Source organism: Janthinobacterium sp. NKUCC06_STL (assembly GCF_019345455.1).
Lineage (GTDB): Bacteria > Pseudomonadota > Gammaproteobacteria > Burkholderiales > Burkholderiaceae_D > Janthinobacterium > Janthinobacterium rivuli.
This window is the reverse complement of record NZ_JAHKQY010000013.1, coordinates 120,280-134,377: the sequence shown is the minus strand read 5'-3', so window position 1 is coordinate 134,377 and position 14,098 is coordinate 120,280. Positions and strand designations below refer to the sequence as shown.

The 14,098-nt window shown below is 63.8% G+C and carries 13 protein-coding genes and 1 pseudogene; 7 read left to right on the top strand and 7 right to left on the bottom strand.

The window, feature by feature from the left end:
* Positions 1-1,095: pseudogene (locus KO539_RS27635) on the bottom strand (alkene reductase); the annotation flags it as partial.
* Positions 1,096-1,260: 165 nt separating this feature from the next.
* On the opposite strand from KO539_RS27635, the gene KO539_RS27630 reads away from it, so the two are divergent.
* Positions 1,261-1,626 carry a hypothetical protein gene (locus KO539_RS27630; protein ID WP_219313320.1) on the top strand — a complete coding sequence of 122 codons (366 nt, stop codon included), beginning with the start codon at positions 1,261-1,263 and terminating at the stop codon, positions 1,624-1,626.
* On the opposite strand, the gene KO539_RS27625 is transcribed toward KO539_RS27630, so the two are convergent.
* A complete protein-coding gene (locus KO539_RS27625) occupies positions 1,603-2,343 on the bottom strand; it encodes an alpha/beta fold hydrolase (protein ID WP_219313318.1) in 741 nt (246 codons plus the stop codon). The two genes, KO539_RS27630 and KO539_RS27625, sit on opposite strands and share 24 nt — an antisense overlap.
* A gap of 134 nt (positions 2,344-2,477) precedes the next feature.
* On the opposite strand from KO539_RS27625, the gene KO539_RS27620 reads away from it, so the two are divergent.
* The gene (locus KO539_RS27620) at positions 2,478-3,515 is read left to right on the top strand and encodes a hypothetical protein (RefSeq protein ID WP_219313316.1); all 1,038 of its coding nucleotides are present in this window, start codon (positions 2,478-2,480) and stop codon (positions 3,513-3,515) included.
* A gap of 2 nt (positions 3,516-3,517) precedes the next feature.
* Here the strand turns inward: KO539_RS27620 and KO539_RS27615 are convergent, their stop codons facing one another.
* The 5 genes from KO539_RS27615 to kynU form a co-directional block, all read right to left on the bottom strand.
* Positions 3,518-4,543 (bottom strand): hypothetical protein, encoded by a 1,026-nt coding sequence (locus KO539_RS27615; protein ID WP_219313314.1) that lies wholly within the window; start codon positions 4,541-4,543, stop codon positions 3,518-3,520.
* A gap of 2 nt (positions 4,544-4,545) precedes the next feature.
* Entirely contained in the window at positions 4,546-6,600 is a 2,055-nt protein-coding gene (locus tag KO539_RS27610; RefSeq protein ID WP_219313312.1) for a toxin-antitoxin system YwqK family antitoxin, read from the bottom strand.
* Between the two features lie 102 nt (positions 6,601-6,702).
* A complete protein-coding gene (locus KO539_RS27605) occupies positions 6,703-7,248 on the bottom strand; it encodes an alpha/beta hydrolase (protein WP_219313386.1) in 546 nt (181 codons plus the stop codon).
* Between the two features lie 139 nt (positions 7,249-7,387).
* Entirely contained in the window at positions 7,388-8,275 is an 888-nt protein-coding gene (kynA, locus tag KO539_RS27600; protein WP_219313310.1) for a tryptophan 2,3-dioxygenase, read from the bottom strand.
* A gap of 8 nt (positions 8,276-8,283) precedes the next feature.
* The gene (kynU, locus tag KO539_RS27595) at positions 8,284-9,534 is read right to left on the bottom strand and encodes a kynureninase (RefSeq protein ID WP_219313308.1); all 1,251 of its coding nucleotides are present in this window, start codon (positions 9,532-9,534) and stop codon (positions 8,284-8,286) included.
* 606 nt (positions 9,535-10,140) lie between these two features.
* Between kynU and flhD the strand changes: the two genes are divergently transcribed.
* The 5 genes from flhD to motB all read left to right on the top strand — a co-directional run bounded on the left by flhD (position 10,141) and on the right by motB (position 14,078).
* Positions 10,141-10,458, top strand: a complete 318-nt coding sequence (flhD, locus tag KO539_RS27590; protein WP_034758381.1) for a flagellar transcriptional regulator FlhD — start codon at positions 10,141-10,143, stop codon at positions 10,456-10,458.
* 59 nt (positions 10,459-10,517) lie between these two features.
* Complete coding sequence (gene flhC / locus KO539_RS27585; RefSeq protein ID WP_219313306.1) at positions 10,518-11,081, top strand: flagellar transcriptional regulator FlhC; 564 nt, start codon at positions 10,518-10,520, stop codon at positions 11,079-11,081.
* A gap of 120 nt (positions 11,082-11,201) precedes the next feature.
* Positions 11,202-11,963, top strand: a complete 762-nt coding sequence (locus KO539_RS27580; RefSeq protein ID WP_219313304.1) for a class I SAM-dependent methyltransferase — start codon at positions 11,202-11,204, stop codon at positions 11,961-11,963.
* 218 nt (positions 11,964-12,181) lie between these two features.
* The gene (motA, locus tag KO539_RS27575; RefSeq protein ID WP_034758373.1) at positions 12,182-13,042 is read left to right on the top strand and encodes a flagellar motor stator protein MotA; all 861 of its coding nucleotides are present in this window, start codon (positions 12,182-12,184) and stop codon (positions 13,040-13,042) included.
* 58 nt (positions 13,043-13,100) lie between these two features.
* Positions 13,101-14,078, top strand: coding sequence for a flagellar motor protein MotB (gene motB, locus KO539_RS27570; protein ID WP_099380614.1), 978 nt, complete (start codon positions 13,101-13,103; stop codon positions 14,076-14,078).
* Positions 14,079-14,098: the final 20 nt, after the last annotated feature.

Genomic DNA, 14,098 nt, shown 5'->3' with positions numbered 1-14,098 from the left:
ATACGCCGGATAGTCGGTATAGCCCTGGGACGGGGCGCCGCTGGCGCCGTAATAGGTCGAGCGGTCGCTGTCGGCCAGCGGCCAGTTGTTTTGCATACGCTCCACCAGATCCGGGTTGGAAATGAACGGCATGCCGAAGGCGATCAGATCGAGGTCGCCTTTTTCCAGCTCGCTGCGCGCCAGTTCCTGCGTGAAGCCGCCCGCGCCGATCAGGGTGCCGTGGTAGGCCTGGCGGAATTGCGCGCCAAAGCCCGGCGGCACTTGCGCCGCCGTGATGGTGGGCTGGTAGTTCAGGTGCACATAGGCCAGCTGCCTCGTATCGAGCGCCTGCGCCACGCTGCTCCACACCTGCGCTTCGTCGGCATAGGCGCGCATGTCGTACAGGCGGCCGAACGGCGAGATGCGCACGCCGACCTTGCCGCTGCCGATGGCGGCCGACAGGGCGTCTACCGTTTCGAGCAAAAAGCGCTGGCGGTTGGCGATGCTGCCGCCGTACTGGTCCGTGCGCGTATTGACGGCGCTGCTGAGGAACTGGTCGAACAGGAAGCCGTTGGCCGCCATGATTTCAACGCCGTCGAAGCCGGCGTCGATAGCGACTTTTGCCGCATGCACGAAGTCGGCGGTGACCCGCGCGATCTCGTCGACGGTCAGCGCGCGCGGCACGCTGGGCAGCACCGGTCCCGCCTTGCCCGCTTCGGTCCAGGCGTAGACGGTGGTGTTTTCCGCCGCCACGTTGCTGGGGCCGACGGGCGCCGCGTTGCCCGGCTGGATCGATACGTGCGACATGCGGCCCACGTGCCACAGCTGGGCGAAGATCTTGCCGCCCTTGGCATGCACGGCATCGGTCACCTGGCGCCAGCCCTGGCCCTGTATGTCGCTATGGATGCCGGGCGTGTACAAATAGCCGCGGCCTTCATCGGAGACGGGCAAGCCTTCGGTGACGATCAGGCCGGCCGAGGCGCGCTGGGCGTAATACAGCGCGGTGAGCGCGTCGGGATTGTTTTCCAGGGTGCGCGTGCGCGTCATCGGCGCCATGACGACGCGGTTGGCCAGTGAAATGTCGGACAGATCATAAGGGGTGAACAGTTGTTGCATGTGATGCCTCGCAAAGAGTCGAATGCGCCGTGGCGCGTAAGGATTGCCGGTTGAAATGCCGGGTTCGAAGTAAGTCTACCATCTAGTAGGTAGGCAAGTCAATCGATGTAGCGCCAGCAAAATCGCTATGATGCGGCTTTGCACGAGACGATACGGATGATTGCCATGAAGAACCGCCTGATGGTGGGCCTGGGTGCGCATGCGCTGGGCTGCCTGTTGTTTATTGTGTTGAGCTGGCTGGGTTTTTACCTGTACACGCAGCTGTTCGGCAGCCTCGGCTCGCGCGGCGTGACCGGCGGCCTGGCCTTGCTGCTCGTGTTTTATGTGTATGCGGGCACAAATTTGCTGCTGGCGCTGTTGCCGCCCGGCAGGTGGAAGCCGGTGCTATGCGGTTTGCTGGGCGCGGCCGTGCTCGCGTATCTGCTGCCCCAGCATCCGCTGCGGGCGATCTACTTCAGCGTGCTGGCGGGCGGCTTGAGCTGGCTGGCCGTGCTGGCCAGCGCGCGCTTAAGCGGATACCTGCGCGGCTGACAGCCCCGCAATAAAAGCGGCGACGGCGACGGCGGCCGCTTCCGGCGCCGCCTGCAGCAGCATGTGCGGCGCGGCGATGTCAACCAGTTGCGCGCCCGCTGCCTGCCGCAGTATCTGCACGGCGTTCGCCGGCGGCACCAGGCGGTCGTGGCGGGCGCGCAGATACAGCACTGGCAGGCTGCCGCGCGCGAAGCTGCGCGAGGCGTCCTTTTCGCGTATTTCCAGCACGGCGCGCAGGCGCTGGCGCAGCACGCTGGGCGGCACTTGCGCCAGCGCCGCTGCCAGTTCCGCCTGCAGTTGCGGCGTGGCGTGGGGCGCCAGCAGCGCCTGGCGCAGCGCGAAGCCGGGCATGGCGCCAAAGGGTACAAGGCCGAGCAGGTGGCGCAGCGGCGCCAGCATCGGGCGCGGATTGCGCACAAACGAACAGCACAGGATCAGCGCGCGCATGCCGGGCGGCGGATCGGCGCGCAACGCTGCCCCCAGCGGCCCGGAAAACGATTCGGCCAGCACGACGAACGGACGGCCCTGCGGCAGGCGCTCGCGCACGAACGCTTCCAGCGCCGCGTAATCGAGCGGCGCGGCCGGATAGGCGATGGCCAGGGTAGCGATGGCGGCCTGCGTGCGCAAGGCGGCGTCAAAACGGTGGAACAGGCTGGCCGTGCCATCCATGCCGGGCAGGAGGACAAGCAGGGGCGGGGCGTGGGCGGGTATCGTCATTGCGGCCATCATAGCAGCCGTGCTGGCATATGCACCGTCCGCCAGCCGCGCCGCATGGGCGCGGGCGCCATGCTAGAATCGCCGGCGCGCCATGCGTGGCCGTAATCGCGGTCTAATCCCCGACAGACAGAATCATGCATATCATTTTTTCGAATTACCGCACCCTGGGCGGCGCCTTGCTGGCAGCGGCCTGCGTCCTTTCCCAGCCTGCCCGCGCCACGGCGGCGCCCTCTGCGCCGGCCGGGAAAAGCCTGTCGTCCTTGCTGGCCGGCGGTCCCTTGCCGCGATTGAGCGAAGACCCGCAAGTGCGCGCGGCCCTGTTCGATTTCTTCGGTTACGCGCGCGGCAGCTACACGGAAGACGATGAATTGCTGCTGGCGCAGGCGCTCGAAGCGATCAGCGAAAAGCGCGACGCCACGCGCACCGTGCTGGCCGATGGCCGCCAGTTGCTCGCGTCGATGAACGACCGCAAGCAGGGCCGCGAACGCGGTGCCATGCTGCTCGACAAGCGCGGCGCCATCATCGCTTTTGGCCTCGTCAACGGGCATTGCCGCCTGGAGGGCCAGCCGCTGGCGAAGGTCTGCAATCCCGATCCGAATGCCGTGCTGACGGTGTTCCACCGCAAGGGCATGCTGGTCGGTGATGCGGCGCCCTTGCTGGCCTGGGCCCGGCAATTGCCGCCCATGCTGGCGCTGATCGCGGGCGACAAGGAAGCGGGCGCCGACGGGCAAAAGATCGCCAGCATTGAATATGTGCTGGCGCAGCCGGCCCTGCCGGGCTGGAACCGCGCCCAGCTGCCGCCCGCGTATCCGCCGGCGCTGCTGCCGCTGCTGCTCGATAAATCGACGGTGCTGACGTCGGCCGGCGCCGGCGTGTTTGCCTATCCGCTGACCCTCAAGGGCAAGAAACAGAACAATGTGCTCGACCATGCGGAAGGCCGCCCGCCGCGCGACCTGGAAGTGGCGCTGCGCAGCTATGCCAGTTTCGACACGGTGGTCGAGCGCTACCGCCAGTTGGCCAAGGGCGCCCGGCTGCAGCGCAACGAGCGCACGGCCTACCTCGATGGCAACATGGGGCAGGGCAGCTATCGCGTCTACATCCGCAACACGGGCGCCGATGGCGTGATGATCGACGTGGCCTTGTGGCAGCGCAAGCTGGCGGCCAGCCGCTGAATTCAATCAGGGCGCGCCTCTTCGTAGCCCAGTTGCGCCAGCTGCGCGGCGATGGCGTCGTCGCGGGTTTTCTTGCCCGTGCGCAGGCGCGCATGCGTGAGCGACGCGGGCAAACCATGCGCCAGCAAGGCGTCGATGTCGAGCATGGTTTCGGAGGCCGACAGCTGGCGCAGGGCGGGCAAGGCGGCAAGGCCGGGCAGGCTGTCGAGCGTCTTGCAGGTGTGCAGGCTAAGGCGTTCGAGCACGGGATTGGGTCCCAGCGCGATCTGCCGCAGCTTGATCTGGTCTTCCACCCATAGCGCCTGCAGCAGCGGGAAGCGGCCGATATCACCCAGGGTTTCCAGGCCGCGCACGCGTATCACTTCCAGTTTCCGCAACAGGGGCGCTTCGATGTGCGCGAGCGATTCGCGCCCGCCCAGCTGCAACAGCAGCCGGTCCAGGCGGGCCATCTCCGAAATGAAATCCAACGGCACCTTGTTCTTGATGCGGTATAGCGACAGCTCGTGCAGCGCCGGCAGGCCGGCCAGGGTGTCGATGTGCAGGTGGTGGCCCTCGATGACCAGGCTGGCCAGCTGCGCGTAGTGGCGCAGCGGCGCCAGGTCGATATTGTTTTTGGCCGACTCGCCCAGGTTCAGGTATTCGAGGCCGCGCAAATTGTCGAGCTGCAGGATGTCTGCCTGCGCCAGCTGGTACACGCCCAGGCTCAGGCGCTTCAGGTGGCGCAGCTCGCCCAGGGTTTCCAGATGGATGGCTTGCCAGTGGCAGTCGATGGACAGGCTGGCCACATGCGGCAGCGCGCGCAGGATGCGGGCGTCGAACACCCTCGGGTCGTAACCGTAGATGCGGATGGTCAGCGCCGTGCCGCAGGTGGCGGCCAGGGCGTCGAGGTCGGCCAGCAGCGGCTCCGGCTCGCCCAGGGTATCGAACTGCACCAGCACCTGCTGGCCGCCCGCGATGGCGGCGCGGATCGCCCTGGCGTCGATGCGCCCGGGGTTCTGGATGCGTAGCGGCTGTCTTGTTTGCGTCATGGTCACAGTCCTATCGGATAGTCGACTTTCCTGGGGGGAGGGCAGCCTTCCGGTCCCGGAAACGTCTGCTTGCCCGTGTCGTCGTAGCGCTTGCCGCACTCGACGAGCACGCGCTTGCGGAAGGTGTAGATGCTGGCCACCTTGCCGTTCGGGTGGTAGCAGATATTGTCGCCATCGCGGTCGGTCGAAGCGTAGCTGATCATGGTCTCGCCGTTGACCGTGCGCGTGCTGTGGCCGCTGCGCGGCTCCGTGCATTTGAGCTGGCCGCTTTCGTAATAGACGTTGAGGACGGAGGTGTCGGCGGCGCGGTCGACCAGCAGTTCGTCCTTGCGCTTGCCGTTCGGGTAGTTCGAATAGCCTTCCTGGCGCTGGCCGTACTGGAAGGCGTAGTAATACTGCGGCTTGCCGTCCGGGTAGTACATGTGGTGGTACTCGCATACGTCGTCGCGCGTGCTGCCGTACTCCTTGAAGGTGCAGCGGTGGATGTCGTTGAACAGCTTGCCGTCCTCATAGTACTCGCGCAGGTGCGTGAGCAGCCGGCCCTGGTCGATGACGGCCAGGCGTTCCGGCTTGCCGTTCGGGTAGTAGCGCGCGTCCAGGCCCTGCTTCTTGCCCATGTCCCACAGGGTGTCGAGACGCAGGATCTTGCCGCTGTCGTCGAACGCCTGTTCGCGCCCATCGAGCTGGCCGCTGCGGTAGGAGGCCGTGTAGACCGCGTATTCCTTGCCGGCCGGGCCCAGATAGCGCGTGCGACTGCCTTCGAGCACGCCGGCCTGGTAATGGTCGCGCAGGCGCAGCGCGCCTTGCGCATCCGTGTCGATCGCTTCGCCCTGTTTTTTGCCTTGCACGAAAGTGACGCTTTGCGTGGCCTTGTCCTTGAGCTTGAGCTTCCACGGCCCGTCGCGCAAGCCTTCGATGAAGCTGCCGTCGCCGTCTTCCGTGATCCACGCGCCATGGCGCGCGCCGTTGACGTAGTTGCCGCGCGTTTGCAGCTTGCCGCCCATGCTGCGTTCGTGCGGGCCGTTCAGCTGGCCGCCCGCGTAGGTGTCGAAGCCCGTCACTTCCTCTGCATCGGCATAGTTGACGACCGTCCAGCGGCCTTCGCGCTTGCCGGCCCGGTACATGCCGCTCTCGCTCTGCTTGGGATAGTTGAAGGACCACAGGCCTTCCTGCAGGCCGTTGACGAAGTGGCCTTTTTCGCTGCCTTCGTGCATGCCGTCGCGCACCCACAGGCCCTGGCGCTTGCCCTTCGCGTACTGGCCCCGCTCGACCACCGAGCCGTCGTCCCAGGCCAGGCTGTAGATGACGGAAGGGCCTTCCTGGCTGCCCGTGAACTGCTTCGGCGCCGTTTCCCACGTCACTTGCCACAGGCGGTAATTGCGCAGGATGCCGGCGCCGACATCGCTGTACAGGGTGTAGCTGGCGGTGAGAAAACGCTCGCCTTTTTTCTCGAAGGTTTTCTTGTAGATGATGGCGTCCTGGCTGCCGGCCGCCACGGGCTTGCCCTCATCGCTGTAGTAGCCGACGATGGTGCCCTGCGTATGGTCGATGGCGTCGAAGTCCGCATTGCCGCTCTTGCCGCGCGCGACGCTGTAGTCCATCGGCGCCAGTTTCGCCAGCGCCGCCTTGACCTGGCCCGCGTTGGGCGCGGCGCTTTGCGCCACGATGCGGTTCAACGCCGGCTGCAAGCCGTCCAGGCGCCGGTATTTGCCGGAACTGCGGTCGTAGCGGTAGGCGCGCAAGCCATTCTTGCCGTCCTGGCGGAACAGCACCAGCATGGTTTGCACGCTGTCGTTCGTCTCCTGGTCCAGCGAGGCGTAGAAGACGGAGCGGATGACGGCATTGCCGAACTGGTCGAGCAATATGGGTTTCGAGGTGCCGCTCTTGCACTCGCAGTAATAGCCGTTGACGCCTTCTTTTTCCTTGAGGAAGGCGACGTCAAGCCCGCTGTCCTGCGCGGCGCTGATGGCGGGATGGGCGAGGGTCTTGCCTTCGTAGAAGGGCGCGCCGTGGGCGAGGGCGGAGCAAAGCAGCAAGGGCAGAAGCAGACGTTTCATCGTGAGGCTGGCGCCGGGGCGCCGCAATGGAAAGGCCACGATTCTGCCTGCGTTCTTACTTACGGGCAAACGGGCGCGCGTCTATCGTGTGCGCGCCCACGTTCAGGGCTGGTGCGCGGCGCAGAAGTCCAGCAGCAGCTGTTCGCCGTCCGGCCACGGGCCGTAGCCGGCGTCGCCGTTGATATGGCCGGCGTCGCCGATCATGGTGAAATCGCTGCCCCAGGCGGCGGCAAACGCGCGTGCCCGCGCGAAGCTGACGTAGGGATCATCGCCGCTGGCGACCACCAGGCTGGGAAACGGCAAGGCTAGCAGCGGCATCGGCGCAAAGCCCGTCGTGCCGGCGGGGTAGGAGGGCGCTTCCACATCGCTGGGGGCAACGAGGAAGGCGCCGGCGATCTTGTGCGGCGAGCCGCTGGCCGCCCAGTGGGCCACCAGCGTGCAGGCCAGGCTGTGCGCCGCCAGCACGGGCGGGCGCTCGCAGGCGGCGATGGCGCGGTCGAGCTCCGCCACCCATTCGTCCTTGTCCGGCGTCTGCCATTCCCGGTGCGGCACGCGCGACCATTGCGGGTGGCGCGCTTCCCAATGGGTTTGCCAGTGCTGCGGCCCGGAATTCCACAAGCCGGCCAGGGTCAGGACGAGAGACGACATCATTTTTTCTCCTTTTGAAATGCCCGACAAAATCGTAGCGAGCGGCAGTGTATTGTGGCCGAGACGCGCAGCTGTGCGCATGCACAGTGAGCATCGCAGGCCGCAAGGCGCGCCGCGCAGTAGATTTGGCCTGGCATTTTTAGAGCTCCGTGCGAAGGGCAAACAGTTCGGGGAACAATACCACGTCGAGCATCTTGCGCAAATAGCTCACGCCCGCCGTGCCGCCCGTACCCGTCTTGAAGCCGATGATGCGTTCGACCGTCGTCACGTGGCGGAAGCGCCAGAAGCGGAAGGCCGTTTCCAGGTCGACTAGCTTTTCGGCCAGTTCGTACAGGGCCCAGTGTTTCGACGGGTCGCGGTAGACTTCCAGCCATGCCGCCTTGACGGAGGCGTCGGCGCTGGTCGGCAGGGTCCAGTCGGCGTTCAGGCGCTCGGGGGAGATGGGCAGGCCGCTGCGCGCCAGCAGCTTGATCGACTCGTCGTAGACGGAGGGCGCGCGCAGGGCGGCGTCCAGCACCGCATAGGTTTCCGGCGCCGTCGTATGCACGTTGAGCAGGGCCGCGTTCTTGTTCCCCAAAATGAATTCGATCTCGCGGTACTGGTAAGACTGGAAGCCGGACGAGGCGCCCAGGTAAGGGCGGATGGCCGTGTATTCGGGTGGCGTCATGGTGGCCAGCACGTCCCAGGCGTGCACCAGCTGGTCCATGATGCGCGCCACGCGGGCCAGCATTTTAAAGGCGGGCGCCAGGTCGCCGCTTTGCAGGTTGGCGCGCACGGCGTGCATTTCGTGCAGCATCAGCTTCATCCACAATTCGCTCGTCTGGTGCTGCACGATGAACAGCATTTCGTTGTGGTTCGGCGACAGCGGATGCTGGGCCGTCAGAATGCGGTCCAGCGCCAGGTAATTGCCGTAGCTCATGGATTCACTGAAATCCATCTGCGCGCCATGCCACTGCGCATCCTGGCCGCCCGCATGCATGGGACAGCCGCTGGTGTTTTCCTTGTTCATATTCTTGTCGTCGCTCATGGGATGCTTCAGGTGACGGCATCGCGCTTGGCGGCGATGTCGTAGGCTAGTGTGTCGAGGATGTCGCGCAGGATTTCCACGGCATCCCACACGTCGGCAAAGCTCGTGTACAGGGGCGTGAAGCCAAAGCGCATGATGGCCGGTTCGCGGTAGTCGCCGATCACGCCGCGCGCGATCAGCGCCTGCATCACGGCATAGCCGTGCGGGTGCGTGAAGCTGACCTGGCTGCCGCGGCGCGCATGCTCGCGCGGCGTGACGAGGCCCAGCGGATGGCTGGCGCAGCGCTGCTCCACCAGCGCGATGAACAGATCTGTCAGATCCAGCGACTTGCGGCGGATGGCTTCCATGCTCGTTTGCGCAAAGATATCGAGGCCGCATTCGACCAGGGCCAGCGAGAGTATCGGCTGCGTGCCGCACAGGGCGCGGGCGATGCCGTCGGCGGGCGCGAAGCCCGGCTCCATGGCGAACGGCGTGGCGTGGCCCCACCAGCCGGACAAAGGCTGGCGGAAGCGCGCCTGGTGTTTTTCAGGCACCCAGATGAAAGCGGGCGAGCCGGGGCCGCCATTCAGGTATTTATAGGTGCAGCCGACGGCCAGGTCGGCGCCGGCGCCGTTCAGGTCCAGCGGCACGGCGCCGGCCGAATGGGCCAGGTCCCACAGCGCCAGCGCGCCTTGCGCGTGGCAATGGCTGCTGATGGTGGCCATGTCGTGCTGGTAGCCGCTGCGGTAGTTCACGTGCGTGAGCATGGCCACGGCGCAATCGGCAGCGATGGCATGCGCCAGTTCTTCCGGGCTGTCGACCAGGCGCAGCTGGTAGCCGCGGTCGAGCCAGGCGGACAGGCCTTGCGCCATGTACAGGTCGGTGGGGAAGTTGCTGCGTTCGCTGACGATGATGCGCCGCGCCGCATGCGCGGGATCGCTGGCCTGCATCTGCAGGGCGGCGGCCAGGGCCTTGAACAGGTTGACGGAGGTGGTGTCGGTGATCACCACTTCGCCCGTGCCGGCGCCCAGCAGCGGGGCCAGGCGGTCGCCCAGGCGCTTGGGCAGGTCGAACCAGCCGGCCGTATTCCAGCTGCGGATCAGGTCCGTGCCCCATTCGGCCGTGATGACGTGCTGGGCGCGGGCCAGGGCCGCTTTCGGCCGCGCGCCCAGGGAATTGCCGTCGAGGTAAATCACGCCTTGCGGCAAGTCGAATTGCTGGCGCAGGGGCGCCAGCGGATCGTCGAGGTCGCGCGCGCTGCAGTCATGTCGAGAAATCATGGTGGCTTTCATATTAATACTTGTCTCAGTGGCACGATATTGCTTGAAGCTTAAAGTATTGTGCGGAAGCAGGCAGTGTAGCAAATTCACGCTGGAAAGCGGAATTTCCGCTCGGGTTGAAGCGCGGAAAGTACGTGCCTGCGGGGCGTCAACGAAAAAAATCACGATTTTTAAAAATATTTTCAAATAGCCCTAAAGTTCTGCGATTCGCCGCCGTCAACAATTACATGAACGGTGTCAAACCGACGGAAAAAGAATGCGGGTTTTTGAAATATTTTTCAAAAAAGCCCTAAAGTTCCCGCCAGAGCAGCCGTTATCTAGGTAGACAGGCTTGATTCCGATCAAGTTGTTGTAAAAAAGTGATATTTTTTACAGGCCAAAAATTGGCTAAATCCGGCCCAGAGCCAACCCTCCATACCCGCGCCGTTGCTGGCGCGCGACCATGATCGAGTAGTGTTTGTCAGACAAACACCTACGATCCCATCCGCTATTGCCCGACCAAAAATACAGCGCTACGCCTCTGTTGCATTTAATGTTGCTCCTGCAGAATGTATCTCACTGGCAACACACAACGCCAGCTGAATTCAACGGATTGAGGAGATGGAAATGACTGCTAACGACATGATGGCTGAGATTCGCGACGCTAACCTGAGCTACCTGATGCTGGCCCAGCAAATGATTCGTGCGGACAAGGTAACGGCCATCTTCCGTTTGGGCATTGCCGCCGAAATCGCCGAACTGATCGAAGGCATGAGCAATGCGCAGATCCTGAAGCTCGCTGGCGGCAACATGATGCTGGCCCGCTTCCGCTTCGACGACAGCGCCATCCTGGGCATGTTGACGAACTACAATAAAGACCGCTCGCTGGCGCAATCGCACGCAGCTATCCTGATGGCAGGCCAGGGCGTCGAAGAAATCGCTTGATTCAGTAATCTTCAGTCAGTAGCAGTTAGTTAGTATCAGTCAGTCGCGGAGTACACAGCATGGCCAAAAAAAGTGTCGTATCGGAAGCGCAGGAAATCCAGCTGGCCATCGAACTGATACAGCTGGGAGCCCGTTTGCAACTGCTGGAGACCGAAGTCTCGCTGTCGCGCGAACGCCTGCTGAATTTGTACAAGGAATTGAAGGGCGTCTCGCCGCCCAAGGGCATGCTGCCGTTTTCCACCGACTGGTTCATCACCTGGCAACCGAATATCCATTCCTCGCTGTTCATCAACATCCACAAATTCCTCGTCGACCACGCCGGCGCCACGGGCATCGAAGCCGTGATGAAGGCGTATAAACTGTATCTGGAACAGATGCCGCCCGAAGCGGGCGAAGAGCCGCTGCTGTCGCTGACGCGTGCCTGGACCCTGGTGCGCTTTTTCAGCAGCAAGATGCTGGACATGGCGCCCTGCGGCAAGTGCGGCGGCAAGTTCGTCGTCAACTGCCTCGACCTGAACGCCGATTATGTGTGCGGCCTGTGCCACATGCCTTCGCGTGCCGGCAAAACGAAGAAGGCGCGCGATGAAGCGGCCGCTGCCGCGCCACCGAGTGTCGCCGCCTGATATTGCCCGAATTACTGTCCCAATATAGCCTCAGAGAAAACCGGAGCGGTCGCCAGACCGGACTCCGGTTTTTTCATGGTGCTTTCGCTTACACTGGCGTTTTCTTCCGTTGACTGTCCCATGCTGCAACAAATCCTGCGCGCGCCCGCGCTCAAGGCCATCCTGATCCAGGTGCTGGCCTTTCCCTTGATGTTGCTATTGGTATATGGTCTGGCGCGCGCGGGCGTGGCCATGTCGCTGCCGGCCGTGGCGCTGGTGCAGGGCGTGCTGGCGGCGCTCATCACGTGGCGCGCGGGACTGGCGCGCTGGTGGTGCGCCATCGGCCTGCTGTTCGCGCCCGCCTTGCTGGCCGCCAGCCTGCTCGAGCTGCCGCCGGCCGTCTTCCTGGCGGCCTTTGTTTTCCTGCTGAGCCTGTATTGGTCCACGTTCCGCACGCAAGTGCCGTTTTACCCATCGGGGCCGAAGGTGTGGCAGGCCGTGGCGCAGCTGATCGCGGACCGTCCCGGCGTGCGGCTGATCGATATCGGCAGCGGCCTGGGCGGCCTGGTGCTGGACCTGGCGCGGCGCCGGCCCGATGGGCAGTTTTCCGGCATCGAGCTGGCGCCGCTGCCGTGGCTGGCAAGCCGCTTGCGCGCACGGCTGGCGGGCAGCCGCGCGCAGTTCCTGCGCGGCGACTACGAGGCGCTCGACTTCGGCCGCTACGATGCCGTCTTTGCCTACCTGTCGCCAGCGGCGATGGCGGCCCTGTGGCGCAAGGCGGAAAAGGAAATGTTGCCCGGTAGCATGCTTCTTAGTTACGAATTCCAGATCGCGGCACGCGCGCCCGATAAGACCATCGCCGCCACAGAGGGTGGCCCTTTACTTTACATATGGTGCTTTTAAGCAATTGTCTGCGTTATTTGCTTGCCCGTGGGGCAATCTCACGTTATTGTAGTTCCACACGGCATTTTCTCGGAATTGCATTGAAAAGCAGCGCATTTCAATTAACTTCCGGTTGCTTTTTTTGCCGCTGTCTTTGCCGGCGGCGCAGCCGCTAGAAGACAGAACAGGTTTGAACATGCCGGGCATACAGCCCCGGCCATTATTGGGAGTCAGGGCACTTGTTAGTCATAATCGGATACATCATCGTCTGCGCCTCGGTCTTTGGCGGCTTCGCAATGGCCGGCGGCCATCTGGCGGCGCTGTTCCAGCCGCTGGAGTTGCTGATGATCGGCGGCGCCGCCCTGGGCGCCTTCCTTGTTGGTAACAATAACAAGGCCATCAAGGCGACAATCGCCGCCTTGCCCAGCCTGTTCAAGGGTTCGCGCTATACCAAAGAGCTGTACATGGAACTGATGTCGCTGTTGTTCGAAGTGCTCAGCAAGGTGCGCAAGGAAGGCTTGATGTCGATCGAAGGCGATATCGACAAGCCCGAGGAAAGCCCGCTGTTTTCCAAGTACCCGGCCGTGCTGGCCGACCACCACATCGTCGAATTCATGACCGATTACCTGCGCCTGATGGTATCGGGCAATATGGATGCGTTCCAGATCGAAAACCTGATGGACAACGAAATCGAGACGCACCATCACGAAGGCGCCGTGCCGGCCCACGTGATCGCCAAGGTGGGCGATGGTTTGCCCGCGTTCGGTATCGTCGCCGCCGTGATGGGCGTGGTGCACACGATGGAGTCGGTGGGCATCCCTCCGGCCGAGCTGGGCATGCTGATCGCGCACGCGCTGGTCGGCACCTTCCTCGGCATCTTGCTGGCGTATGGCTTCGTCGGTCCGCTGGCCAGCCTGCTCGAGCAGAAGCTGGAAGAGTCGAGCAAGATGTTCCAGTGCGTGAAAGTGACCCTGCTGGCCAGCCTGAACGGCTATGCGCCGGCGCTGGCCGTGGAGTTTGGCCGCAAGGTGCTGTTCTCGACCGAGCGTCCGACGTTCAACGAGCTGGAAGACCACATCAAGAAATCGAAAACGAAGTAAGCAGTGAATATACGCCTGGACACCATGAGTCATTTGCAGCACACGGAAGGGGGACGCCATGGCCGATGAAGGCATGCGCCCGATTATCGTCAAGCGTATCAAGAAGACGGCTGGCGGACACCATGGCGGGGCGTGGAAAATCGCCTACGCCGACTTTGTCACGGCCATGATGGCCTTCTTCCTGCTGATGTGGCTGCTGGGCTCCACCTCGAAGGGCGACTTGAACGGCATTTCCGAATTCTTCAAGACACCGCTGAAAGTGGCGATGGCGGGCGGTTCCGGCAGCGGCGAGAGCAATTCCGTGATCCAGGGCGGCGGCCAGGACCTGTCGCGCCAGGATGGGCAAGTGCGCAAGGCGCAGGAAGAGCAGCAGCGCAAATCGTTCGACCTCAATTCCGCCAAGGCCGCGCTCGAACGCGAGGAAGGCAAGCGCCTGCAGGCGCTCAAGGCGCGCATCGAAGCGACCATCGACGCCAATCCCCTGCTGAAAAAATACAAGAACCAGTTGCTGCTCGATATCACCAGCGAAGGCTTGCGCATCCAGATCGTCGACGAGCAGAACCGTCCGATGTTTGCGCTGGCCAATGCGAACCTGCAACCGTACACCAAGGAAATCCTGCACGCCATCGGCTCTGTGCTCAATGAAGTGCCGAATCGCATCGGCCTGTCCGGGCATACGGATTCGACGCCCTACATGAGCGATGCCGGCTACAGCAACTGGGAACTCTCGGCCGACCGCGCGAATGCGTCGCGGCGCGAACTGGTGATTGGCGGCATGAAGGAAGAAAAAGTATTGCGCGTGGTGGGATTGGGCTCGGCCGCCCACCTGGACAAGCTCGATCCCTTCAATCCGATCAACCGGCGCATCAGCATCATCGTCATGAACAAGCGCACGGAAGAAAATGTCCTGCGCGATGGCTCGGCGATCGAGCTGCCGGTGACCGATGCCGCTTCCGCCGCTGTCGCTTCAGGGCTGGCGGCCGGCGCGCCGCCCGCGGCGGCGCCAGCCCCCAGCCCGGTAGCGGCGAAAAAATAACACGCAAGGCTGTCGACGCG